This window comes from Chryseobacterium sp. GTID13 (genome assembly GCF_056172655.1).
This window is the reverse complement of record NZ_JAOCMB010000005.1, coordinates 277,531-302,339: the sequence shown is the minus strand read 5'-3', so window position 1 is coordinate 302,339 and position 24,809 is coordinate 277,531. Positions and strand designations below refer to the sequence as shown.

At 35.0% G+C, this 24,809-nt stretch carries 22 protein-coding genes and 1 pseudogene; 9 read left to right on the top strand and 14 right to left on the bottom strand.

Going from position 1 to position 24,809, the window contains the following annotated elements:
• Nucleotides 1-99: 99 nt before the first annotated feature.
• The 3 genes from N4G44_RS07345 to N4G44_RS07335 form a co-directional block, all read right to left on the bottom strand.
• Nucleotides 100-627, bottom strand: a complete 528-nt coding sequence (locus N4G44_RS07345) for a hypothetical protein (RefSeq protein WP_474925593.1) — start codon at nt 625-627, stop codon at nt 100-102.
• Between the two features lie 74 nt (nt 628-701).
• Nucleotides 702-4,238, bottom strand: coding sequence for a hypothetical protein (locus N4G44_RS07340; protein ID WP_474925591.1), 3,537 nt, complete (start codon nt 4,236-4,238; stop codon nt 702-704).
• Between the two features lie 38 nt (nt 4,239-4,276).
• Nucleotides 4,277-4,525 carry a hypothetical protein gene (locus N4G44_RS07335; RefSeq protein WP_474925589.1) on the bottom strand — a complete coding sequence of 83 codons (249 nt, stop codon included), beginning with the start codon at nt 4,523-4,525 and terminating at the stop codon, nt 4,277-4,279.
• Nucleotides 4,526-5,650: 1,125 nt separating this feature from the next.
• Between N4G44_RS07335 and N4G44_RS07330 the strand changes: the two genes are divergently transcribed.
• Nucleotides 5,651-5,794: a hypothetical protein gene (locus N4G44_RS07330; RefSeq protein WP_474925587.1), complete on the top strand. Its 144-nt coding sequence runs from the start codon at nt 5,651-5,653 to the stop codon at nt 5,792-5,794.
• A 57-nt stretch (nt 5,795-5,851) separates the two neighbouring features.
• On the opposite strand, the gene N4G44_RS07325 is transcribed toward N4G44_RS07330, so the two are convergent.
• The 9 genes and pseudogenes from N4G44_RS07325 to N4G44_RS07285 all read right to left on the bottom strand — a co-directional run bounded on the left by N4G44_RS07325 (nt 5,852) and on the right by N4G44_RS07285 (nt 14,261).
• Entirely contained in the window at nt 5,852-6,589 is a 738-nt protein-coding gene (locus N4G44_RS07325; RefSeq protein WP_474925585.1) for a hypothetical protein, read from the bottom strand.
• A 20-nt stretch (nt 6,590-6,609) separates the two neighbouring features.
• A complete protein-coding gene (locus N4G44_RS07320; protein WP_474925583.1) occupies nt 6,610-7,560 on the bottom strand; it encodes a bestrophin family protein in 951 nt (316 codons plus the stop codon).
• A 72-nt stretch (nt 7,561-7,632) separates the two neighbouring features.
• Nucleotides 7,633-8,307: an ion channel gene (locus tag N4G44_RS07315; RefSeq protein WP_474925580.1), complete on the bottom strand. Its 675-nt coding sequence runs from the start codon at nt 8,305-8,307 to the stop codon at nt 7,633-7,635.
• 71 nt (nt 8,308-8,378) lie between these two features.
• Nucleotides 8,379-8,810: a hypothetical protein gene (locus tag N4G44_RS07310; protein WP_474925578.1), complete on the bottom strand. Its 432-nt coding sequence runs from the start codon at nt 8,808-8,810 to the stop codon at nt 8,379-8,381.
• Nucleotides 8,811-8,828: 18 nt separating this feature from the next.
• Nucleotides 8,829-9,185, bottom strand: a complete 357-nt coding sequence (locus tag N4G44_RS07305) for a DoxX family protein (protein ID WP_474925576.1) — start codon at nt 9,183-9,185, stop codon at nt 8,829-8,831.
• Nucleotides 9,186-9,195: 10 nt separating this feature from the next.
• Nucleotides 9,196-9,723: a class I SAM-dependent methyltransferase gene (locus N4G44_RS07300; RefSeq protein ID WP_474925574.1), complete on the bottom strand. Its 528-nt coding sequence runs from the start codon at nt 9,721-9,723 to the stop codon at nt 9,196-9,198.
• A gap of 2 nt (nt 9,724-9,725) precedes the next feature.
• Nucleotides 9,726-11,099 (bottom strand): aldehyde dehydrogenase family protein, encoded by a 1,374-nt coding sequence (locus N4G44_RS07295; protein ID WP_474925573.1) that lies wholly within the window; start codon nt 11,097-11,099, stop codon nt 9,726-9,728.
• An 842-nt stretch (nt 11,100-11,941) separates the two neighbouring features.
• Nucleotides 11,942-12,694 (bottom strand): annotated as a pseudogene (locus tag N4G44_RS07290) (SDR family oxidoreductase).
• Nucleotides 12,695-13,637: 943 nt separating this feature from the next.
• Entirely contained in the window at nt 13,638-14,261 is a 624-nt protein-coding gene (locus N4G44_RS07285; RefSeq protein ID WP_474928292.1) for a terpene synthase family protein, read from the bottom strand.
• Between the two features lie 108 nt (nt 14,262-14,369).
• Here N4G44_RS07285 and N4G44_RS07280 point away from each other — a divergent pair, with 108 nt between their 5' ends.
• The 8 genes from N4G44_RS07280 to N4G44_RS07245 all read left to right on the top strand — a co-directional run bounded on the left by N4G44_RS07280 (nt 14,370) and on the right by N4G44_RS07245 (nt 21,556).
• Nucleotides 14,370-15,284 carry a tetratricopeptide repeat protein gene (locus N4G44_RS07280; RefSeq protein WP_474925571.1) on the top strand — a complete coding sequence of 305 codons (915 nt, stop codon included), beginning with the start codon at nt 14,370-14,372 and terminating at the stop codon, nt 15,282-15,284.
• Between the two features lie 880 nt (nt 15,285-16,164).
• Nucleotides 16,165-16,932, top strand: a complete 768-nt coding sequence (locus N4G44_RS07275; RefSeq protein WP_474925570.1) for a hypothetical protein — start codon at nt 16,165-16,167, stop codon at nt 16,930-16,932.
• A gap of 17 nt (nt 16,933-16,949) precedes the next feature.
• Complete coding sequence (locus N4G44_RS07270; protein WP_474925567.1) at nt 16,950-17,816, top strand: hypothetical protein; 867 nt, start codon at nt 16,950-16,952, stop codon at nt 17,814-17,816.
• A gap of 19 nt (nt 17,817-17,835) precedes the next feature.
• Complete coding sequence (locus N4G44_RS07265) at nt 17,836-18,606, top strand: hypothetical protein (protein ID WP_474925566.1); 771 nt, start codon at nt 17,836-17,838, stop codon at nt 18,604-18,606.
• Nucleotides 18,607-18,648: 42 nt separating this feature from the next.
• On the top strand, nt 18,649-18,981 hold the full coding sequence (locus N4G44_RS07260) for a helix-turn-helix domain-containing protein (RefSeq protein ID WP_474925565.1): 333 nt from the start codon (nt 18,649-18,651) through the stop codon (nt 18,979-18,981).
• Nucleotides 18,982-19,866: 885 nt separating this feature from the next.
• A complete protein-coding gene (locus N4G44_RS07255; RefSeq protein ID WP_474925563.1) occupies nt 19,867-21,009 on the top strand; it encodes a recombinase family protein in 1,143 nt (380 codons plus the stop codon).
• 20 nt (nt 21,010-21,029) lie between these two features.
• Nucleotides 21,030-21,317: a hypothetical protein gene (locus N4G44_RS07250; protein WP_474925562.1), complete on the top strand. Its 288-nt coding sequence runs from the start codon at nt 21,030-21,032 to the stop codon at nt 21,315-21,317.
• A 2-nt stretch (nt 21,318-21,319) separates the two neighbouring features.
• Nucleotides 21,320-21,556 (top strand): hypothetical protein, encoded by a 237-nt coding sequence (locus N4G44_RS07245; protein WP_474925561.1) that lies wholly within the window; start codon nt 21,320-21,322, stop codon nt 21,554-21,556.
• 798 nt (nt 21,557-22,354) lie between these two features.
• Here N4G44_RS07245 and N4G44_RS07240 read toward each other — a convergent pair.
• Nucleotides 22,355-22,771 (bottom strand): transposase, encoded by a 417-nt coding sequence (locus tag N4G44_RS07240; RefSeq protein ID WP_474925559.1) that lies wholly within the window; start codon nt 22,769-22,771, stop codon nt 22,355-22,357.
• Between the two features lie 979 nt (nt 22,772-23,750).
• Nucleotides 23,751-24,767: a hypothetical protein gene (locus N4G44_RS07235; protein WP_474925557.1), complete on the bottom strand. Its 1,017-nt coding sequence runs from the start codon at nt 24,765-24,767 to the stop codon at nt 23,751-23,753.
• Nucleotides 24,768-24,809 lie beyond the last annotated feature (42 nt).

The window sequence follows — 24,809 nt, the reverse complement described above, 5'->3', positions numbered from 1 at the left end:
TTTATTGTTTTAATTACAGAAAAACAGCTTATCACATAAAAGAGATAAGCTGTTTTACTTTTTAACATCCGCTTTATAGTGGATGTAATTTCGTCAAATCTAAGGCTTCCAGAAACTCCAGACAGTGCCATTATAAACAGCCAGTTGTTTTTTTGTGGTATCATATACTATCATACCTGCAGATGGACTGATGATATTCAAATGGGGACTGGCAACTTTAGGCAAAATCATGGCTTTATTATCATCAGCCAAAACTAATATTCCTTGTGTGGTGTTTGTTCCTCCCAAAGTCTGACTGATACAAACCTTTGCTCCTGGATGCTCTACTCTATCAGTTGCCTGGATATTCAAATCCGAAGTCCCTGTTGTATCAACACTCAAATCAAACCATGTATTTACATCTTTTAAATATTTTACTTTACTATCTGATGTGTCAAAAAGAAGGGTCCCATTTTCAGCTATCCCTGTTTTATCTGTGACATAAGGCAAAAGAAGTCCCTTATTTTCGTTATCTCCGAACTCTAATGAAACAGAGCCATTGCTTACGTTTTCTCTACTTATTCCTATTTGTGCGTGAAAAAATGCACCCATTAGAAACCCTGCTATTGTTATTGTATTTTTAAACATTTTAATTTTAATTTTAGTTAGAATTGAGAACCTGAAAAATAAAACAGTACTATTCAGGCTCTCAAAAAGTAGTATTAATCAGGACAGCTTTGTGTGCTGATGCAAAACCATGCAAACGTACTTCCCCCATTTTGAGTAGTATACATTTTTAAACATTTGTTAGTTGTATCATAAACCAGCATTCCTTCAACAAAATCTGCAACCGGAATTCCAATCGGGTTTCCAGAGGAGTTGAACTCCATTCTATTAACAACAAAGCCTTTCGTCCTTGCCTCCAAAGCTAACCAGGCGCCAGTACGAACTGCTGGCCAATTATCAGAATTCTGTGTTCCGGCTCTTAGTAATGAAGTGATTCCTACCTTAGTTATCAGAGCGGGATTTCCAGCTGTAGCAACAGCTCCAGGTTTGTAACAGGCACCATTAGTACAAACAATAGGTGTGTAACCGTCACCAGGTATTGTTACTACTGATGTTCTTGTATCAATATAGGCAGAATATACCCTCAATGTCTGGTCTCCTAATGAGGCAACACTTCCGATAGAAATCTTCACTTCATCAAACGATAATGTTGTTTGGAAGCCCGGTGTATATATATTTGGATTGGTACCAAACCATTGTGTAAAGAAAGAAAAATCTATCAAAGCTCCACCACTCCTCTGCTCTCTGAGTACACCGTTTAAATATGTACTTACCATAACATTGGGTAAAAAACCACCGGAAAAAGGAAAGTTCTGTTTATCTACCGTAAATCCTGCAAATGTGCCCGGCGGCAAAGTTACTTTAGGTACAGCTATAGAGATAGAACCTGTTACCCCAGCGGATGCGGGTAAATGTATAGTTGCATAATCCAACGGATCCGGGCTTACAGCATTCCAAACATTGTCAATACCATATCCTGCTGTTGCTAAACCTTCATATCCTGTGTTAGCATATTCTATTACCGCAGGAATTGTTGGAGAAGTAATAGTCGTCGGTCCATTTGTAAGTACGTATGTACCATCACATTGTAAAACCAACGGACAAGTTGTGCTAGAAGTTGGACTGAAGTCTCTTGCTACTACATTGAAGATTCTGATTTCACCAGCAGAAGCACCCGCGAAACGGGTTATTACATAACGTACTTCATCAAATGGAACATGAGCTACTGTACCTATTATCAAACGTTGAAATCCTCCTGAAACCGCAGCAGTACTTAACCCACCGGCAAGCTGGGTACCTGTACTGGTTTGTACCAGAATACCGTCCTTGTACAGTTCTATATTATTTGTTTCAAAAGCACTTGCCTGCGCTATATCTAATGTTGCAATATCAAATCCTATATATGTATCTTTAGGAAAATCACCAAAGCCATTTGCCACACTGAAACCTAATCCTGAGCCTGCACTCGCACCAAGTTGCATTGTTGCATAACTATTTGGATCCGCATCTATGGCATTCTGAGAAAGACTGATAGAACTATTGCCATCCACGAAAGCAGTTACCCCTGTTCTTGCCCCGTTCACATACAACGGATACTTAGGAACACTTATGTTTTCAATCTCATCACACTTGATGACAGGCGTAGCACAGAATCTCTGAATTACTGCCGAGTAAATTTCTAAAACACCTGCATTAGCACTTAAAGCTTTGTTTATGGTAAGTTTAACACCGGTGAATGGCTGGCTGGAAGCAAAACCCAATATCTGACGATTACTGGTTCCATTAAGAATAGAGGTATGCAAACCGAAGAAACTGGAATTCATTACCGCAGAGTCTGCAACACTTCCATCTGCTTTTAATGTCATAATCGTAATTGTGCTTCCTGCTAATTCTGCTGCTGCAAGTGTAGGGAATGCTACATCAAAACCTGCAAAAGTACCAGCCGGATACAGCTCATAAGTGGCATCTCCTGGGACACCAATACCTTTACTACCGTCCTGTACAGCTACCGAAGCATTGGTTACAGCTCCTGCCGCAGTATATAATTTAGCTGGCTGGCCAGTATTGGCCACAATATTGTTCAAATCTTCAAAATAAGTATTTCCTGTTGCAAGACCTTCAACTCCGGTGTTTGCAGCATCTATAAATGCAGGATAAGTCGGTCTTTTGAGATCCGTAGATGTATTACAAGCCTGGGCTACTGAAGGACAAAACTTTTCTATCACCGCACGGTAGACTTTTGTGCTGGAGCCTGCCGAAGCACCTGCCAGTAATTCTACTGTAATTCTTATCTCATCAAAATCTTTAGTAGTTCTCATCCCAATAATGTACTTCCCATTATTGGGGGTGAATAGGCTTCCCGATGCTACATTAAGGGTATTGTAAGTATCCTGGATGACTCCTTCTTTATAAGTACTGATGATAAAATTTTTAGCTGCACTTGCTGTCGCAAAGCTATCGTCCTGAATCTCAAAACCAGCAAAAGTACCTTTAGGGTAACCATATTTAATATTCCCAGGATCACTGGCATCCAACACCTGCCGCGAAATAACTGAGATACCATAATTAGAATATAAGGACGCACCTGTTGCTGCACCTATTTCTGCATAATTATTAAAGTCAGTATCTATAACTCTTTCCACATTGTTAATACCCGGATTCCCAAGGGAAGCCGTAAGTATACTAGTACCAATAGCTTTTGCATAGACTGGATGGTTTTGTGCACCACCCGGGGTAAGCTCTCCGGAAATAAGGCTTACGGGTGCACCGCAGGTAATGTTTGCATCACAAAAACGCTGCACAATAGGATAATAGATTTCAAGTAGACCTATAGATGCAGATAAATTTAAAGAAATTTCAAATTCAATGGAGTCGAAAGGAAGCGAAGATACGGCCCCTACAGTCAGGAGACTTCCACTGGCCGAGGCGCTTAGAAACTCTTGACTCACCACATCTGCCCCTTGTTGGGAACCATTTAAATAAAACCTGAGCGTTTTGGTTACATTCAACCCTCCCGATATGGCATTCAGCTGGTAAACACCGCCACCAAAAGTCCCGGCAGGATATACCACGCCCTCATCTTTTAATCTACCTGAGTACACTGCCAGACCTGCACTAATAAAAGGAATTGTACCGTGTGTATTTGGATTTTCATCTTCCAGGGCCGGAGCTAGTCCCGGCCAAAGAGTTGCAGGAACAACAACAGGAACAGGAGAAGGAGGTATAAATACAACCGCGGCCCCAGAGCCCGTTACCCCTTTTCCTGTAAGCGGTATCTGGGCATTACAAGTGACAACTTTTTCGCCTGTAGTATCAAAACCACCGCCGGTACGGGTGTAACGCTGTAAATAGACATAATTAACACCAAGCGTAGCAGTGGCTGTACCACCAACATTGGTTACCCTTCCATTTTGTGTTATACGTACTTCATCAAAAGGTTTATGTACATAAAAACCAGCATCCATAGAAGCCGCTCCCAGTGTCCAATTCTGAGCAGGAGAAGTTTCCTGCAGTACACCTCCAAGGTAGGTTGTAATAATGACATTGTTGGTACCGGTAAGGCCAATTGTTGGGGTAAAACCTCCCGTAATAGCTCTGTTTGCCACTACCCCTACTCTATACCCTGTAAATGGAGTTATTCCATAGGTCTTACCATCGCTTATTTTGACGGTTGACGTTATATCTGTACCCAAAGTTGAAGAAACAGCATGTGATGAAAAGCCGGAGTTACTTATGTTTGAATCAGTAATTTGAGGAAGCGTAGCCCCCAATTACCAACAACTGCAGCGGCAGTTACTGTTCCTAAAGTAGTGGTTCCACCGCCACCACCTGTGCGCCAGACAACTTTGGTGTCGTCATTAGTAGGAGTCACCGCAGCATCCTGAGAAAATACGGTTATACTTCCTGCTAAAGCTATCAGCATCATAAGATGCCTGCAAAAGGTATTTCCTTTTTGCCTAAATTGATTGAGATTCAGCATATTTTTAGTTTTTGGTTTTTATCCTTCATCTAACATTTTCTGCGTATCATTATTTGTAGTTGGAAATCAGCTACACCAAATCAATATGTTAGTTTTTCTTTGCCTTTCTATCTTCTGAAAAGACAAATCCAATATTTTTTTAATAAAACAATCTCCTTAGCTGGCAGAAAATACATTTTCTAAGTCCACTAAATATTGTAAAATTTATGGCTAAAATCTTGGAAGTGAAAGAAGGGCAAGTGAGAATTACGGAAAAAGACACAATAAAATATCTAAAAACAAAATGTGCAAACTAAAAAAACTCCTGATCAATTGATAGAATACAGCAAAAGATTATTCCACTTGCTAAATTTTATATAAAAGATAATCTATTAACATCAACAGACCAGCATTATGATTTTGACAAACGTTTATTATCCTTTATTTCATTAGGATAGTTGATGGGATATGATGCCTCAATTATGCATTGCCACAGTCCATTTTTGCAATATTCTTGATAATGAGATACATTAGTTTAATTATTGTTTGATAAATCTGGATGTTCCCTTCACTTTAGGTTCTAAAAGAGTATTCCTGCTGAAAAAAATTCATAAATACAGCCTTTTTACACCTAAACAACAAGAAAGAAATTCCAAAAAACTAACGTTATTTTCTTTTAATACTAATAAATATGTATTAACATTACTCCAATTATAGCAAGCAGCAACCTGCCATTGACTAAATTCAAAAAGTGTTTTTTTATTTATAATTTATTGTTGGTATTTGAAAATTTCATTTCTTATTAATCATTTTTGGTCTCCAATCAAGCAATCACATTTACACATAATCCCATAATGTCTTGATTGGAGTTTTTTACAGCATTATTTACTCTAAAGATTAAAGTACTTGATGTTCTTAATGATTTCATACTTACAATCATGAGCTTAAAGGAAATAGCTTTCAAATACAAGTTTTCAGACTACCTATATCCTCCATGAAACCCATACAACCTATATTTAAGCAGTTACATTTCTGGCTCCATACAGTGAAGTTTAGGATTATCAAATTTCTCCTGATCAATAAGTAATATAGGATAACAGAGGCTTTAAGTAATATAAAATAATATCAAAGGTTCCGTTAGGTAAAATGGGAACGCATGAAGATCTTGCAAAGCTGGATGTTTACCAAGAACGGGAATTATCGGCTTATTACCATGTCATCTTACTTGCCCAGAGCTATTATTGTAACCCATTTACAGCAATTATGATGAAGCAGCATATTGTTGCATAAATACAAGATAGAAAAATAATAAAGGGAGTGATTTTCAAAATAGAATCACTCCCTTTATTATTGATAATATTTCTCCATAAGGCTTTTCCGATTATGCGTTTCCAGGTCAATATAATCGAATTTCTTATACTGGCAGAAAGAACCCATATCCTTATCTCCATTGATAAATACTGCTCCTACAAGGATGACATATTTACAAGGATAATTGGTTTCTTTTACCAGCACTTCTATTCTTTTATCAATGGCTTCGTACATCACCTCTGTAGCCTCAAATATTTGATTCTCTGCATTCAGGATCCGGTCTTTCTGATGAAGGAAGATCTGCTCAATAGTATTCATCTGGAAATCCAGTGAAGTGGTATTTCCTTCAATGATCTGCCCCACAGCGAGTTTTCCCAATGCTCCTTTAGCAGCACCACAACATGCAGAGTTACCACTCTGCCCTATTCTGCCTATTTCACCTATAGTACCATCTTTTGTAACGCCGATATGTGGTGCATAAAATATGATTACTGCCCCATCTTCCGGAACATGGTGTGCAAAAGCATTCATTCCTGTAATCCCGGCAAAAGGAAAACCATCCAACCCTCCTAAATGGAAAGGTCCTAACATTTCATAAGCTCTTGGCGGATATTGTATGGCATTCACATCATCACAGCACATACTGTCTGCATGCATCAATTGGTTGGGTTTCAAGCCGAGATGCTTTTCGATGGTGTCTAATAACCGGTTAACAGTATCAATAGAAGTTAACGCCTTGGGATACCATTTTCTAACGGATTCTAAATGTTCCATAATTTGCTTATATTTTTTATTTACATTAAAATATTATTCTGTGCTCCAATTGCCGCCGGCAAATCTTTTTCGCCCAGCATTTCACGAAGGTCAATTTCTATATTCCTGCTTATCTGTGTTATGGGAATATCATTAGCATTTCCTTCAAACGGATTTTCTGTACTTTCTCCTATCTGCTCCAAAACTAAAAATACCCATCCCAGCAATACACTAAAGGGAATAACAAGCCAGATTATATTGTCTCCGAACTTTTCCGTCATCTTGGAGAATTCACCAATAAAACCCAGGGGCATCAAAAGACAGAGGGCATTGGTAAAATACAAATTGATGCTGGAGAACTGACGTGGGTAGGGGAAGTTCTTGATACGTTCGCATTTCCCTTGCTGGTCATATAATTCTTTGAGCTGATTTTCCAGAGCAACATAATTGTAATCCGATATTTTGCTTTCCTCATTCAATTTTTTTAGCCCGGTAGACTGTAAGGCTATAATTTGCGTTGCACGGTTCTTTGTTGATAAAATGTATTGATGCTCCTGCTCACTGAGAAGTCCCTTCAGTTCTTCATCCAGGCTACTTTCCCACTCAGGAACTTTGTAATATTGAAGATATTCGCGGTTATAGCTTTTTACCTTTATATTTTCCCAGCTTTTAATTTCTCGAAGCTGAAAACGCAGTGCAGTGAGCCACGCAAAATGACGGTAAATAATTTCCTGATGCAGTTTCTTTTCAAAGATCTTATCCTCTGAACGGATAAAATCTTTTATCATAATGCCAAAAGCACGGCTGTTATTGATAATAGCACCATAAACTTGCCGAGCTTCCCAGGTACGGTTGTAAGTTTGAGTATTTTTAAACCCGGAAATGAATGCTGTTGCTGTTCCCAGCAAAGCCACCGGAACCCAGGGAATCGCCAGCCACTTCCAATCCAGAAAATAAAACAACAGCGTCGGAACTACACTTAATATCAGCATTTTATAAATTTTACCCCTTGTCCAGGGAATAAAATGCCTAAGCTTGTAATGAGAACTTATATTCATATTGATCTAATTTTTTGAGGAAAACTTACTGATAAGAATACCAACCAGAACTACTGTGTAAAATTGTCCGGCAATGCCAATAAAAGCAGCAATTAATTTGGTAGTATGTGTACCTGGTGTAATATCGCCAAAGCCTATACTGGTAAAGGTTATAGAGCAAAAATATACCAAATCAATAAAAATACTTGCGGATGATGAAGTATCAATACCTTTAAAAGACAATGGGTTGTGATATTCAAACGACTGCAGTAGAAAAACTGAGATTTCAATTAATAAAAAATAACCACACACTGATGCTGAAATAATATCACTGTTGATGTATCCCGGCTTTATTAAAAACTTTAGCAATTCAGAAAACAGGAACGCAAAGAAAATCACGTAATTGATATTGAGAAAAGTGAAATACCAGGACACATCTTTGAAAAACGGAATCCCAATAGGCAACAGTAAAACAATAACGAAATGGATATTTCTAAACCAATGCCTCCAACTATGTTTGCCTGTAAACATAAAAATACTTCCCACTCCCAATATCAGCATATTGATCGGCCAGACAACCCTGGTATAAAAATTAAGATCGGTTAGAAAAATGCCAATAAACAAGTGCTGTGCAAGTGCAAAAAGTAAAAACTCGTACTTGTATTTTTGTAAAGCAGTTATGGTTTTATTTACTTCATTCATTTGGTTTTCCAGAGTTTTTTGCCACTAATACCCGGATTTTTTAATTTTTGGTAATTAGTGGCGGTGATGTTTTACTTTGCTTGTCCGATGTCCAGCCTGTCAAACTTTCCATTGCTATTCTGGTGGAATTTGAAAAACACAGGAAAAGTGCCCCAATTTCCAGCTTTGAAGTTTCCTTTGATATCTTTTCCATCATTTTCAACGGTATCAATTGTCAAAAAAACTTCTTTTCCACAGGCCTCTTTCACAAAGCTTTGGAAACTGCGTGGATTTTCATCATCGGTCATCGTGGCATCAGTAGTAAAAAAAGAAAGAAAGGTTTTGCTGTCGCCGGTTTGCCAGGCATCAAAAGCGGCTTTTACCGTTTCATTTGTAAGTTTGTTGGTGACCATTTTTTGTATTTTTTTAGTTGTTGTTTCTGTTTTCTTTTTCGGAGTTTTTGATTGTCCACATGCTGTAAGTGAAATGCAAACAGCAAAGGCTGTAATGATAAGTATTTTCATTGTTTGAAAATTTACTGTTTATAATGACCAGTTTTTGAGCGGATGCTGCAAATAAATAATGACCAGGTTCAGCAATAAAAAAGGTAATTCTATTGCCACACCTTTTAAATCTCTATCAAGCAAATGAAAGCTGATGATCAATAAAATACCGGCTGCCATCAGGAAGTTTCCCCAAACAAAAGTTTTCGGGAAAATAATGAGCAGCGCACTTAGCATTGTTATTGCCCCAACTATCATTAAACCTGTTTTATTGATATTCCATTTGTTAAACATTGCTATCATTTCAGGTTTTCCAGAAAGCATTGCCCATCCTTGTTTCAGACCCATAAATATGGCGACAAGCATTAATAGGGAATTAATAATTTTTAGGATCATATTTTATTTTTTAATGGTTTATACCTATGGTCGCACTGTACAGGTTGCCTTGTCCGAATATTGATTGCCGTTCATCTAATTTAGTAATTTTTGAATACCCCAGGTTCGTAAACAGTTCTTTCAGCTCTAAAAAAGGAACCGGAAAAGGAACCCATTGATTAGCTATGGCAGTATCATATTCTACTATCACAAATTTCTTATCTGCTGACAGATATTTTTCCAACCGATTAATAAGCGTCGCTTTATCTTTTATATAATGCAGCGAGTTAGCCATTAAAATCCCGTCCAGGTTTGAAAAGTCAAAATCAGATTCTTCAAAATCAGCTTTTATAAAGTCAACAGAAACATTATGCCCCAATGATTGGGGGAAATTCTGCGATTGATTGTCCACAGCGTAAATATGACTTTTCTCCGGTAATAAATGAGCCAAAGCACTAGTAAAAGTGCCACCGCCACAACCTAAATCTGCCCAAACCTGGGGCATATTGGAATGCGGGATGGCTTTTTTAATCAAATTGATGGCTTCCTGTTGCTTCATACTTATCCAAAAACACTAAGGTTCTTAGCAATATCTTTCCCTTCATACGGTGGAAAAACGTCTAGTTCTAAATCCGGGTTCCCTATCAGCATGGCTTTTGTATTGCTCAACGCATCAAAACCTGCTTTACCATAGTATTTGCCCATTCCGGCATAACCAACGCCTCCGAAAGGCAGGCTGTCTATCCAGCAGTGCAAATTGGTCTGGTTGATACAGCCACCGCCAAAAGAAACTGAATTTAAGAAATAGTCTATATTCCGCTGATTTTTACTAAAGAAATAAGCTGCCAGAGATTTTGGCTTGCGTTTGATGATCTCTACAATTTCCTTTAAATCCTTATATACTAAAATCGGAAATACAGGTCCGAAAATCTCCTGCTGCATCGCAGGGTCTTCCCAGGTGCTCGGGTATAAAATAGTCGGTTCTACATATCTTGCTTTTACGTCAAATCTTCCCCCTAAAATTACTTTTTCGGGAATGATATAAGAGGCTACCCTTTCGGTATCATGTTCGCTTATCATCCTTGCAAAATCAGGACTTTGACTTGGGTCTTCACCATACATTTTTACAACAGATGCTTTGAGCTTATCCAGAAATTCGTCAGCAATACTCTCATGGACATATACGTAACCTGGTGCAATACACCATTGTCCCGAAATAGCCATATGCCCCCAAACAATACGGTCAACTGCAATATCAAGATTGGCTGTTTCATCAACTACGGTCGGATTTTGACCACCTAATTCCAAAACAATAGGTGTAAGGTTTTCAGCGGCCGCACGCATTACGACCTTGCCTACCGCAGAACTTCCCGTAAAGAAAATAAAATCGAAAGGCAGCTCTAACAAGGCCGTGATTTCTTCTCTTCCTCCTGTCACAATATTAACAGCTTCAGGTTCAAAATATTTTGGGATAAGTTCCTCAAAAAGTGCAGCAACCGTAGGTGTTGTATTGGCAGGTTTCAAAATAACCGGATTCCCGGCTGCCAACGCTGCAATGGCAGGATCAAGCAGCAATAAAACAGGTGCATTAAACGGGCCTATAACCAGGGTTACTCCGAAAGGTTCCTTGTAAATAATGCCTCTGTTTCCGGTTTCCTCCAACCCTTTGGGTATAGCAACAGGTTCGGGAGCCATCAATTGTTTGAGGTTTTCTCTATAATATTTGATATTTCCCAACGGAACTGTAATTTCGAACAACTGCTCGAAAGGCGGTTTGTTGAAATCGGCTTTTAGTGCCTGGCAAAATGTCTCCTGATTTTCAATGAGCATTTTCTCCAATCTGTTCAGCTGGTCTATACGCCACTCATAAGTTTTGGAAGTATCGGTATAGAAAAATTCTTTTTGTGTATCAAAAAGTGATTGGTAATTATTCATAATTGTGTTGTTTTTTGTATTTCTAATAAATTGTTTCAGTAAAACATTTTGAGTTACGTATTCAGAACTCAGTACAGATAATTTTGTGCAATGAATAAAACATCAAAGACTAGCAGAATAAAAAAAATACAGACTTGTACTTTTTCACTTGAGGATTTGATTCCGAGACAACAAAGAGCAATATGCAGTGCATTTCTTACCGGATATGTCCAGTGCAGTGACTGAAAATAGGCCTTTCCTTTCAAAAGAGAGTCTCCAAAATCTATTACGAATAGAAGTATCTGAAATAAGAAAAACCAATTTTTCCTAGAAAAAAAATAATCCTTATAGTTTTTGTATTCATCTATATGATCCGGAAAAATCAGGACACATAGCACATAGTATAATGTGGTATAGATAATTAAAAACAAATAGCTTAAAAAGTTCCAATGTTGAACAGCTTCAAGCCGGTGTTCCCACCACCAAAAAAGGACAATCAGAATAAAAATGTAAAATACCCAGCCTAAATGTAACCAGTAAACAGATTTGCGTTTTCTGGGATGATCTATCAGTTTTACCACATTTTTCAGTAATTGAGCTACTCCAAAGCCCAAAATCATACTAATTATAACTCTTATATGAGAAAATGAATCCATAAATTTTTTTAAAATTTGAATAAAATGGATAATCTGGTTATAGAATTCAAGGTCGCGGCTATTGGAAACTGAACACTGAGCTTTTTCTTATGAAAGGTATGATTAAGGTGTTTTCCGATTATATTGTTTTGCCCTTTCTTTATTTTACGTTGAATGTCTGCTGAAAATGAAAACCAGCTGGTCAATAACAGCTGGTCTTCGAGTCGATTATCTTGTCGTATAACCACCATTGGCAAAAATCGTTTGCCCGGTAATCCACCATCCATCCGATACCAAAAATTCAACCAGTGGAGCGATGTCTTCAATTTTTGTTAAGCCACCGAGGGCAGATGCGGATTTGTGATATGCTACAGCATCAGCGGTTTCCTGGCCATAAAAAAGGAGTATCCATCGGACCTGGTGCAACAGCTGTCACGGAGATTCCTCTTGACCCAAATTCTTTGGAAGCAGCTCTTGTAAAATGTTCAACAGGGGCTTTGGCGCCTGCATATGTAGAATATAATCCGGTATATGCCGCTAACAGTGAAGTCACAACCGTACAGATCTTCCCGTTATCGTTCAATTTTTTCCGGCTTCCTGCAAGAAGAAATAAGCTGATTTTGAATTGATACCAAACATTTTATCATACTCCTCTTCAGTAGTTTCCGTGAATGGCTTTTTCAATACCATTCCAACCGTGTTGATGGCAATATCAACACCTCCGAATTTAGCAATTGCCTGATCAAAGAATCTGCTAACATTTTCAACTTTTGTTAGATCGCCCTGGAACAAAAATGCTTCTGCTCCTAAGCCTTGAACTTCCGCCAAAGTTTGTTCGCTTTCGGCTCTGGAGCTTTCGCTGTTATAATGTATTGCCAGCTTTGCTCCTTTGGCCGCAAAATCTTTGCTTAATAATCCACCAAGGTTTTTACCGCCACCAGCGATCAAAACCACTTTTCCTTTTACATCATGTGTTGACATTGTATTATTGATTTAAATGTTATGATACAAAAATCTATATTGAAATTCATATTTGCGTGGTGAACTTTACGGAATATGTTAGATATTCAGAATTTATTTTACCTAGTATGCCATGAATAATAAGGTTGGCTTTCTGCAATTTGTGCAATGAACAATATGGTTTCAACAAATATTTCCCTTGTTTTTACGAAAGTCAGCGGTAACCAACCTCGGTAATAGCGGCTATAAGTTTTGGAATTGGTTCAGCAGTTACCAATGTAGCTGCCGGATTTTATTGGAAAAGCAGCACTACAAGCCGGAATGCATGGTATGAATGTAGGGATGATTGCTAGGCTGATAAAAAACTTATGAATAATATGAAAATTAGTTTTGATGGTGCTTTGGGCGGAGATGTAAAAATTTGTTTTCGTAGGTACATTTTCTAAGTAATTTGTCACTGTAAAGTTTATGAATATAATAGTAAGCTGCATCAGGCTTTTTAAAAAGTATATATATTTTGGCTTTTCCTAACCAAACCATTTCCCGTGAGAAATTTTTACTCATTAAAACTGAATCCTGTTCACATCTATTATAAAGATATAGTGAATTTTTGTACTGCTTTTTAAGTAAACTGATATTTGCCATCCTACCGATCAATAAAGCATTCGAATATGGTGCTAAATCTGAATTATTTTTCATTTTTCAGATGCTTTCTTGTAACTCGACTGCGCCGCCGAATCCAATGCTTTTTTATTGCCTGAATCTTTATAAATTTCTCTCTTTCGAAGGAAAACAAATCTGATTCAATAAAGCCAATTTAAAAAAAGAAATTATTGTGTTAAATTTTTAAGAGAAAGATGTCAACATCTCTCTCTTAAAATTTACTTATTGCTTCAAAATATTGTAGATCAGATAAAAACAACCTTTTACTTTTCTGAAACAGCAAAGATTCCATACCTTATACTCATATTCCATACTCTGGTTTTGGAAATTCACCAGGAGTTTTATACCGCGTTGATTTTCCTATATGATACCATGCTCCCAATCCTGAGATCATTAAAGTCATATAATGGATAAAACGTTCTACATCTTTTTGGTATGAGCCAAAGTCTGAAAGATTGTTCTGTAATTCAACAAACTCTTTCACATAATTATCATGAATACTCATTGCTTCTTCTATTGCTTCTTTCACTGAAACTTTAAACTGATGCTTTATAACCAGTATAATGTTAAGAACTTCTGTTTCTACTGCCAGCTCTTTTTCTATTGAAGCAAAATCATTTTGAATGGCCATAATACGGCACATGAGCATTTTTAGTCGTTTTATAATGGGATGCTTTGATAAATTATCTGGAACAATAAAATTGATAGAAGGTTCAACAGGATCTCCATAAGGATACATCGAAATAGAGTATTCACGAATAAGCAGCAGGTTATTCAAGGTCGGAAATTGTTTCTTTAATTTATAAGGTGTTTCCTCCATGATTCCATAGGTAGTATAATCATGAAAATTTTCTGTCCAGCGCTGAAACCAGCCATCCGTCACATAAGGAGCAAACTCCTTTCTCGATAGTGTAACCTGCCTTATGCTGAATACGTTATAAACAAATCTACCTGATATGATACCGCTTAATAGCTAAAAACATTAATTTTATAGAAGTCCTCAATACCTATTATTACCATGAAACCCCATATCATGAAAGTAAAAACAAAATCAATTTTATTTATATTGTTTATTTTAAATAATATCTACTGCTATTCTCAAGATTATTCAAGTCAGCAATATGAAAAAGCTCTTAAAATAATTCCTGAAGGAAAAATTTTAGCAGAAAAACATAATGATTATTATTCTCTTGCATGGCTGTATACCCAGGAAGGAATAATTTATAATGCCTTAGGTTATACTAAAAGATCCCGCAAATCACTCCAACAAGGACTATGTTTAGTAAATAAGATTAGTCCTAATGAAGCTCATCTCATAAAAGCAACGGTCTATAGAATTCTACCATTAAACATTAAGAAAGAAAATAAAAATGATAACGATTCTATATTATTATATCTTCTCAAGAGCTATGATGAATCAAAAAAAATGTATAAATCTCCTGTTAGAAACATATGCATTGCATTATCTACCATAGAATTGAGTCAACAGTATTATTATAAAAACGATATAAACAATACCGAAAAGTATTTAGTTCAATTTGAGGCTGCTTTGAAATCTGAAAACGATAAGAGCGAATTTATTAAGTATTATATATTAAAAGGAAATATTGAAAATAAAAGAAAAAGATATTCAAAAGCTTTGGAAAACTTTGATAAAGCATTAGAACTTACTACTCATTATAATGTATATCCATTAACCTTAAAGAAAATTTATACAGGAAAAACTGAATCCTTTCTGGGACTTCAAGATTATAAAAACCAGGCCGTCTATTCTGAAAAAGCTCAAAAGATAGCTGATAGCATCTTAAGTACTGAAAAGAATACTTTGAATACTATTATCTCCAAACAGAATAGTACCAATACTTCTCAGCCCTATGTGAAAGATAAAACTAAATTATTGATCATTATTCTTAGTCTTTCAATTTCTATTACTGTTTTTGTACTATAGACTTTTTATACAAAAAAGAAAAAACACAATAATAATCCTGAGCAATTTACTGACAGTGAAAAGAGTACTGAAGAAAAAAATATTTCACTTTATAAAAAGGATATCAGTAACGAAAATCTAACAGGGCTTAAATTACTTGTCCAAAACAAGGACCAATCCTTTCATTTAAAATTTTCCGAAACATTCCCAACATTTAATAAGCAGTTATTACAAATCAATTCCCAGCTTACTTATTCCGATCTGGAATATTGCGCATTAATCAGATTAAATCTGGATAATAAAGTAATAGCAAACTATAAAAGCATCAGTCCCAACTCTGTTATCAGTAAAAAATACAGGTTAAGAAAAAAACTGAATATAAGTAAAGATGAAAATATGTACACCTGGATGTTAAATCTCAAATAAAATTCAACATTTTCATCTCTCCTTCCCCGGTTGTCTATAAAAATGATAGACATCAATAGCGCATACCATCTCTTTTATAATGCTAAAAAATAAACCCTGGAATACCTTTGCATAAGAATCAAATGATCTATTGAAATAATTGTTTAGAACATTCACTATTCTCATCACTTAAGATTTAAACTCTATAGTTATAAGATAGATTATTGTTAAAGAGGTTTCGATTCTATTAACACAAATGTTATTATATGTTTGATGTGGAAGGAAAGATATTTCCCTCATATCCTTCTATTCCAAATCAAAATTACAAGAAAGAATGATACAGTGTACTTCACTCCAATGACATATTATACACAAATAATAGTTTTTATAATAAGCAAATAGACTAGTTAATTATACAATAACAATGTAAAAATTACACGATGAAAAAAAACAATATCTTTTATTCTGCCTACTAGCGATAAAAGGATATACCCAGGTGGCTATCTCCACAAACCCCAGTGATCATGACCCTCATCCCAATGCAATCCTGGATGTTAAATCAACAATTCCGGCTAAAGCTGTTTTACTGCCTTCAGTATCTCAAATAAGAAATGCTGCTAACCCTGTTGGGGATGATACCTTTAAAGGAGCATTGGTATACAGCAAAAATAATGTATCCATATATGAACATGATGGCACACGGTGGCGTAGTACATATGATTATGTAGTAGAAACCAAACCGCAGTATTTGGCCCATTTTTCAATACCTGCTGATACAAAAATTTACTGTACTGCTAATGTGCTAGCAAACTGTAGCGGTGAAGCACCATTACTCATTACTAACACAACTCCTTCAGACTTTAGCGGTACTTTTATTAATTTATCTTTGGCTAATAATGAAATAACAGTGAATGAGGCAGGATTATATAGAATTACTTACAGAGTTAACGCTACTTATAACGGGCCTACTCCTAATATCAACACGAATATTACTGATCTTCAGATAAGGTTACAAAAGGCTCTGGTATCCGCTCCCAGAACATTTACTACAATTGATTCTCAATCCTTCATTCCTGACAATGCAAAATTTGGATATACTCCTGTATTTAATGGTTCCATTGTCACCAAACTGAATGTGGGTGATAAAATCCGCCTGGCAGGTTATCTGCAATCTGCAACCAATGCATCAATATTTACCACTATATATGTATCAGCAACTTTTACTAATAATCCGGAAATTATTTTTGAAAAAGTGGTGCTTTAATTTTTAAAACATAAAAAATGAAAACAAAAATATTCAGCTTTTTTGGAATTGTCCTGTTTGGGCTTACAATTCCTGCCCAGATTTTACTATCTAAAACTGCTGGGAACCCCAATCCTAACGCCTTACTGGACCTAAAAGATCCAGCAAAAGGAGTAATATTTACAAAGGCCTCCGACATCCTTTCTTTCCCTTTACTTAATCTTTCTCAAGAAGATCAGTTTAATGATCTTCCCGCTCTGGAAGGAGCAATTTTATATAATAAAGCAGATAAGCAATATGATAAGTATGATGGAACAACTTGGATTCCTGCATTGCAGCTAGGTGGATTTTTTAATCCGTTTGAAGCACGTACAAAATCAAGTGGAGCACAGACCTGGTCATGTATTTCACTTATACCAGGTCTTAGTTCCTGCTCATTATCACAGTTATTTTTTGGTACCAATAACAGGCAAACTATTCCAATTTCTAATACAACAAATAGAACCCAATTGCTTGTGAATAATTTAAATGTACAGGTGGGAGCTAATTATATTGTTATTCCTACTGCAGGACTTTATTACATTTCAGGGGTAGTTGGTTTTACTGGTACCAGTTTATTAAGTCTTGGCCAGGATGTATCTTATTGGGTAAATCTGGATGTGAGTTATGACAATGGGACAACCTGGACTACTTTGGCTTTCAAGGAAACTCTTCAAAGTGGAGGATTATTTCTTGATCTTGGACAAGCTGGAAATAAAAGTGCCAGTGTGTCTTCCACAATTACCCTACCAGCTAATGCAAGAATAAGGCTAGCTGCCGCAGTTTCTACCAATTCAGCTCTATCCTCGTATTCCAATTCTACAGATCATACAGATACATACATTAATGTGGAAAAAATAAAATAACATTAAACAAAGCAAGACGATGAAAAATTATATATTATTAGCCAGTATACTAGGTTGTACTTTTATAAAAGCACAAGTAATTATGGGCGGAAGTAATTTACAAACTCTATACACCCAATTAGAATTGCAGAATACAACTGGTCAAAAAGTATTGATACAGCCTGCAGCAAGTAATAATACAGCATTACCCAAATACAATACTGCTCAGGCAGATGGGTACGACGATGATCCTTCTATGGAGGGAATGCTTATGTATGATAAAAATGCAGCAATATCAAAAGTTTATGACGGTACTACATGGAAACAGGCATTTATCCCTCAGGGCAAAGCCACCACATGGACCCGTGCAAGAATTGAAAGCTCGTCTGTTACATGTGTAGGCCCTTTGTGTTTAGGAAATGCTAATCTTCCATTATCAATTCCATCTAATGATAACCAATTTTCAGATTATTTATCTATATTTCAACCATCCAATACATTTCGTATACGACAGAAGGGATTGTATAGAATCAATTTCAATTTGTTATTTAACGGAGCTAATATTGGCTTTACACCTGTAAAAGTGAATATAGCTGTAGCCGTAAACGGAGAGCAAAAGGCATACATGTTAGCAAATTCTGCATTCATTAGTTCCAATAGTTTTTCAGCTTCCTTAGACTCAGTTTTATTTCTTGATATAAATAATGATGTCAATTTCAGAATTAGTATTAATACTGCAGGGTTATCTCTTGCTGCTTTTACTTTTGGAGGAACACCTGACAGCAGTGTCAGCTTAGAAAGAATATTATAAAATAATAAGAGAAGTATTTTTAAACTTTACAATGATTGATTAATGAGTCCAGATTATAAGAAAATATTTGAAGATATAATTAAATATCAGCATCCATTAAAAGCTGAAGTTTGCGAAACGCTCCTGAACAAGGAAAGTTTAACGGGAATAGATATAATTACCCTTAACAATCTTATTTTCGGATCACCAAGCAGTCGGGAGACTGTCAAATTTAACCAAAAGCACCGTTCTTATGATAAGCAATCAATAGTACAAATATTAGATTATCAGAAAAAACATAATCTTAACAATACTCAAATTGCCCTAAAATATAAGCTCAGCAGAAATACCGTTGCTAAATGGAAGAAGCTTTGCCTAAATCAAAACATTGAATAATTTTTTTATCGAGTAGTATTCGCTCTTGTGTTTCTATTTTAGCCTTCCCATGTTGGAAGGCTATTTTAGTATAGTTTTTTGAATATTATTCTTGAATATATAAAAACCCAAGAAATAATGAAATATATATTGATGAAGATGAAGCAATTGTTATCATAGCTTCAAAGAAGATGAAAATACTGAGTTAAGAGGTTGATTGGTTAAAGGAATATTGAACACAAAATTATAGATAATAGACTATTCTAAAGCTGTTATCATTTTTGTTGAACGAAAAATTGAAAAACTCGAACACATATTTATATTGTAGAACTCCAATGTAATTAATTGTAAATCAATACACAAAGCACATAAAAAAAGGAGACGTTAAAAAATAAACGTCTCCCTAAGATGAGAGGTAGTCCTGTCGAACTCTTAATACCATTCTTGAGTTTTTTAGACACAATTAAATAACTGATAGTCAACCAGCTAAATTACACTAATTTAAAATTAAATAAGCTTAACAAAGGTATTAATTAAAAATCATAATTGGCAAGGGAGAAACCCCAAAAAAATCCATATTATCGAAAGCGTCTTGAGGGGTTACAATCGAACACTTGACATCAGGCAAAACAAAAACGCAGTAAAATATTACTGCATTTTGTAGAGCACCAAGCATTAATACCACATTATTTGCAATATCGATTTTACCTTGTCTTCTTACATCATAATTTATTTTCAAAAAATGCTTTACATCTTCTCCTATACCATTCCAGCCCAGCCATTCTGTAAATTTAGAAATAAGAGCTTATAAAATTGTTCATATAATTCAGATGTATAAGTGAAATCATCTATATTTTAAATAAAATACTACTCTTTATACGTTCATATTTCATAAACCCTATACTTATGAAATCAGCGTATTTATATGTCAGAGTTAGCACTGATGAACAAATGAGAAAAGGCTATTCTCTTCCCGAACAGGAAGAAAGATTGGTGAAATATTGTGAACTGAATCAAATTGTTGTTAAGGGAATCTTCAGAGAAGACTTTTCAGCAAAGGACTTTAATCGGCCTGAATGGAAAAAAATAATTAAAACTTTAAAAAATAACAAAAAAAGACCTGCAGAGAATATACTATTCATTAAGTGGGATCGATTTAGCCGTAACATTGAATATGCCTATCAAATGCTTGGTATATTAAGAAGCTTAAATACAAAGCCATTCGCTATTGACCAACCAATCGATTTTGATGTTCCTGAAAGTATAGTGATGCTTGCTGTTTATCTTTCAATACCTGAAGCTGAAAACAACAGAAGGGGGCGAAATGCTTCTGATGGAATGCGTAGGGCTCGAAAAATGGGGAGATGGCCAGGAAGGGCCCCAATGGGATATATAAACCAGTCAACACAAGATGGTAGAAAAATCATGAAACTTAAACAGCCACAGGCTGATTTAATTAAATGGGCTTTTGAACAGTTTGCAACCGGTACTTATTCAATGAGTCGGGTGAGAACGATGGCGGTCCAAAAAGGTTTACTATGTAGTAAGAATAATTTTTGGAAGATATTACATAATCCTATTTATTGTGGGATAATTACAGTTAAAGCAACTAAAGATGAAGAGGTTCAATACGTAAAAGGAATTCATAAGCCGATCATAACAGAGAACCTTTTCCGAACAGTCCAGTTATTACACAAAAGTAAACGTAAACAGAATGAGTCAAAACTTCAAACAAAATTTCTATTCCCTCTCAGAGGAATCATAAATTGTCCTTTTTGTGGACGAAAGCTTACAGGAAGTACATCTCAGGGCAAAAGTAAAAAATACAGATATTATCATTGTAGTACATCTAAATGCAAAGGCAGATTTAGAGCAGATTTTTTGGAAAAATCATACGAAAATCTCTTAAAAAAAATCACCCTCATTCCTAGTGTACATGGACTTTTTAACCTCATTCTCGAAGACGAAAATATACTCACAGCAAGAAGGCAAGCATTGAATGAAAAAAAGGTGTCATTGCAGAAATTTCTCAGAATAAGGAGCTCATAGCAAAAGCAAGAAGATACTTATTGGCTGGAAAAATAGACTTTGAAGATTTCAGAGATACTAAAAAAGAGCATAATCTAATTGCTCACAATTTAAACGAGAGATTACAGCATCTTACACAGAAATTGAATTTGGATTTTTATAAAGACAAAGAAATATGGTCAAAAGATGGGATTAATATTTTTCAAGTCTATAACATTCAGGACTTCGTTGGTAAAAGACACATTACAAGTATGTTTACACCTTCTGAAATAAATATATCCCAAAAGGACTTTAAGACAATACAAATCAATCCAATTCTAAAAAAATAATAATGTATGATGGGGTAATCAATACTAGAACTGATAAAGTTCTAAAAACTATCGAAAAAAACATCAACAGAAGTACAAAATATTTTTCTGGACGAATGGTTTCTACTATCCAAGCGATAAAGATCCTGAGAAAAAATGGAATACATACTGATGAAGATGAAGCAATTGTTATATTAGATTTCTTATACATGTTAGCTGCTTCCTTCAAAAAAGATGATGATCTTGAGCTTCAAGATTGATTGGTTAGAGGAATATCGAACAAATAATAATGGATAATACAATATTCTAAAGGTAAATATCTTTTCGTTTAAGTGACCTCACTGGTACAAAATTCGAACTCTTTATTAGAAGATTTAAGAAAACTAAATGCTCTTGATCATATGTTTTCGCCTTAATAAAATCAATTATTTAAACATTCCCTTTTTTGAGATATTATTTGGAAAATGTAGAATTGATATTTGATAAAATGCAAACTTAAATTGAAAACATAGCTTCTTTCAAATTACGCAGTCTGATAAGTCAGTTTGTTAAAAACCGGATAAACTGATATTCTATAAATTATGTGTTTATTAGCCTACGTAGATTACGTATAAAAAAGATTTTATACAAAGAATCATGCAGCAATATATCCAGCTAAAAAACGATAATAGCCGGATCTCATGAGCCGAAATTTTTAATAAAAGAATATATATTGGTAAGCAGAGTAGCAAATTCGTTTTTAGATTACAATTTATTGTATAGTCTCTTCCATTTTGTAACTGTATTGCGGCTTAATTTAAAATGCGATGCTACACTGACATTACTAAGCTTATTAATTTTCTGATATCGAAGAATTTCCAAAATAGCAGACTCGTCATAAGAACGTAGCTTTTGATTAAAACGATATGATCCATTGCTGAAAAGCAAATTATTTAATTTAATTACATCTAACGCAGATAAAATATCCTTTTTTAATAGAGTTTTACAGCTTACCATTTTGTCCGGATATTTTTGTTCAATAAGATCTTCATAGATCTTACTATAATTGGGATACTGTTTCATTCTTGAAATTTTTTTATCCATTTATACAATGTTGTTTTAGGAATTCTATATTCCTCAATGATCTGTGATTTTGTCTTTCTACCTGACGAAACTTGATCCAAAATAAAGTCAATCACTTCCTTCGAATAAATTGCTTTTCGAAAAACTGGCAGATTTGTCTTATCCTGCTTAATATTCGGTCCCTTAGGTGGAGAATACAAAATCAAATGCTGTGAATAGATACGAAAAAAATCGTATTCAGTTAACTTAGAGAACCTTAACAATGTATCGCAATCAATATTTGCAGACTTATATATTTGATGTAAATCAACGTCCATAACATTTAAAAAATTACAAACCCGGGATATTTCTATTCCGCTTTCTTTAATCTTTTGTTCTATCATTTGTCCAATATGGATATTTTTAAAATTCATAAACAGTTTATAAAGGTATATAGGTAATAAAGATTACAAGTCCAGGTGCTGTTTTGTACTATTGACATCCGACCGGATTACACCGTAATTCTATCAATATGTGTATTTCCAGGCTTTAAATTGCATTGCCGCTTACATCTAGTTTTTGATTACAAGAGACAGTATCAAATAAATTAAGATAATTAAACGTCATTCTCATACACAAAGATTGTTTGTCTGTTAGAGAAAATACATGCCGGAAACCTGAGAATCTGTCTCAAATCTTCGCTCTATCAGAAACTCCGGACTTTATGAGGGAAAATGACTGAAAAAATCTAAATAGAGCAAAGCGTTGGTTGTGTTTTTAGAATATTTTAATTGTAACTTTTCTGATGTAAATAGACTTAGTTTTTAATTTAGATTAGCATCATAAATAAAAAGTGGGTTAATATCAATAGTACTTATCTTGAGCTCAGACAGGTATGCACCTAAAACTCTAGAAGACAAATTTATTAGATTAACACAAAAAAAACTTTACTGCATTTATACCGCACACCATAAAACACTGATTTACTGATAGCATAATTTATTAAAAATTAAAAATTCTGAATCCATTTATAAAGATCAATATCACTGGAAAGTTTTAATTTCTTTCGGAGTCTGTATTTTTTCGATTCAGCAGTTCTAATTGATATATGATCATAATCAGAAATCTGTTTGTTGGACAGGTTCAGTTTAAGAAATGCACATAATTTTATATCATTTGGATTAAGTTCCGGATATTTTGAAATAAGGCAATCATAAAAATCAGAATGCGAATCTCTAAACTTAATCATAAAGGAGGGGTCTGATCGTTTAGCGAGCATGATCAGTTCTTCATATGTAGTAGTTAATTTCCGCTTAAGGTTTTCTGATTCTTTTACTTTTTCATTGATCACGGCATCTTTAATCCTTTCCCGGCTTCTGGAAAATTTAAAAACAAAATATACTATAATACCGCCTAAGAAAACAATACTGAGTATGACATACAATAAAACAAAACCATATTTTTTTTATTATCTGTCTGCTCCTTATGCATCCGTTTAATGATCATGTTAATTCCGGCATTTTCCTCTTGCTGTAAGCTATCATTTAGAACAGAGTATTTTGCGAGATATTCACTCTCTAGTTCGGGTAGATTCAGGCCGTTGTACGCCTCAGCAATCAATTTGTAAGATTCCAGTGTGCCTTTACCTAGTTGAGCTTTTGAAGTAATATTTAAAGAACTGAATAAATAGTTTAAAGCTTTATTGTAATCCTTCTTTTCAATATTCAGCTTTCCAAAAGCCCTGAGTACATTGGCCTTACCTTCAATAGGAATTTGTTGGGTAGTGAGAAGTTCATTCGCTTTATTAATGTAAAATTCAGCAGAGTCTATATTATTTAACTTAAAATGCCTTTCAGCTATCGTAATGAATAACGCTGGCGTTGGAGATTTCATACATTTCCGTTCATTGCTATAAACGGAATCCATTAATCCTAAATACTCAAAACTATTTCTCTTCCAATCATAAATACTGTAGAGCCTTTTTTGTTTTTCTTTTTGGTCTTTAATTTTTTGAGCCAGTACAAAAGCATTATCAAAGTATTTAATTGCCTGCTCATGCAACCCCAGAGAATTATAGTTTTTACCATACACAAAATACATATATGCTTCAAGATCATACTCTTTCTTATCCTTCAACTCTTTCTCAGCCATCTCAAGCATTTGAAGGCTCTCCTTATCTTTCTTCATCAGAATCAGCACATTCGCTAAATTAAGACATCCCCGTATCTCACCGTTTTCATAATTTAACCGCTGACATTCTTTTCGCAGTTTTGTTTCCAACAAGACGATTTTGTACAATTCCCCATTTTTTAAAAGTTTACTAAATACGGTGGTTTGCAAACTATCAATTTTCGCAGTGGTAATTTGGGATTTGAAATTACAGATCAGCAAAAGTAGTAGAACAATAAAAACTTTTTTTAAAGGGGCCATAGGTACTAGAAGAAAAATTAAGGTAATGTTTAAAATGTTATT

Excerpts from the sequence above, each read along its gene's own strand:
- N4G44_RS07345 (WP_474925593.1), bottom strand. The coding sequence starts at position 627 with ATGTTTAAAAATACAATAACAATAGCAGGGTTTCTAATGGGTGCATTT.
- N4G44_RS07335 (WP_474925589.1), bottom strand. The coding sequence starts at position 4,525 with ATGCTGAATCTCAATCAATTTAGGCAAAAAGGAAATACCTTTTGCAGG.
- N4G44_RS07330 (WP_474925587.1), top strand. The coding sequence starts at position 5,651 with ATGGGAACGCATGAAGATCTTGCAAAGCTGGATGTTTACCAAGAACGG.
- N4G44_RS07325 (WP_474925585.1), bottom strand. The coding sequence starts at position 6,589 with ATGGAACATTTAGAATCCGTTAGAAAATGGTATCCCAAGGCGTTAACT.
- N4G44_RS07320 (WP_474925583.1), bottom strand. The coding sequence starts at position 7,560 with ATGCTGATATTAAGTGTAGTTCCGACGCTGTTGTTTTATTTTCTGGAT.
- N4G44_RS07315 (WP_474925580.1), bottom strand. The coding sequence starts at position 8,307 with ATGAATGAAGTAAATAAAACCATAACTGCTTTACAAAAATACAAGTAC.
- N4G44_RS07310 (WP_474925578.1), bottom strand. The coding sequence starts at position 8,810 with ATGAAAATACTTATCATTACAGCCTTTGCTGTTTGCATTTCACTTACA.
- N4G44_RS07305 (WP_474925576.1), bottom strand. The coding sequence starts at position 9,185 with ATGATCCTAAAAATTATTAATTCCCTATTAATGCTTGTCGCCATATTT.
- N4G44_RS07300 (WP_474925574.1), bottom strand. The coding sequence starts at position 9,723 with ATGAAGCAACAGGAAGCCATCAATTTGATTAAAAAAGCCATCCCGCAT.
- N4G44_RS07295 (WP_474925573.1), bottom strand. The coding sequence starts at position 11,099 with ATGAATAATTACCAATCACTTTTTGATACACAAAAAGAATTTTTCTAT.
- N4G44_RS07280 (WP_474925571.1), top strand. The coding sequence starts at position 14,370 with ATGAAAGTAAAAACAAAATCAATTTTATTTATATTGTTTATTTTAAAT.
- N4G44_RS07270 (WP_474925567.1), top strand. The coding sequence starts at position 16,950 with ATGAAAACAAAAATATTCAGCTTTTTTGGAATTGTCCTGTTTGGGCTT.
- N4G44_RS07265 (WP_474925566.1), top strand. The coding sequence starts at position 17,836 with ATGAAAAATTATATATTATTAGCCAGTATACTAGGTTGTACTTTTATA.
- N4G44_RS07260 (WP_474925565.1), top strand. The coding sequence starts at position 18,649 with ATGAGTCCAGATTATAAGAAAATATTTGAAGATATAATTAAATATCAG.
- N4G44_RS07255 (WP_474925563.1), top strand. The coding sequence starts at position 19,867 with ATGAAATCAGCGTATTTATATGTCAGAGTTAGCACTGATGAACAAATG.
- N4G44_RS07245 (WP_474925561.1), top strand. The coding sequence starts at position 21,320 with ATGTATGATGGGGTAATCAATACTAGAACTGATAAAGTTCTAAAAACT.
- N4G44_RS07240 (WP_474925559.1), bottom strand. The coding sequence starts at position 22,771 with ATGAATTTTAAAAATATCCATATTGGACAAATGATAGAACAAAAGATT.
- N4G44_RS07235 (WP_474925557.1), bottom strand. The coding sequence starts at position 24,767 with ATGGCCCCTTTAAAAAAAGTTTTTATTGTTCTACTACTTTTGCTGATC.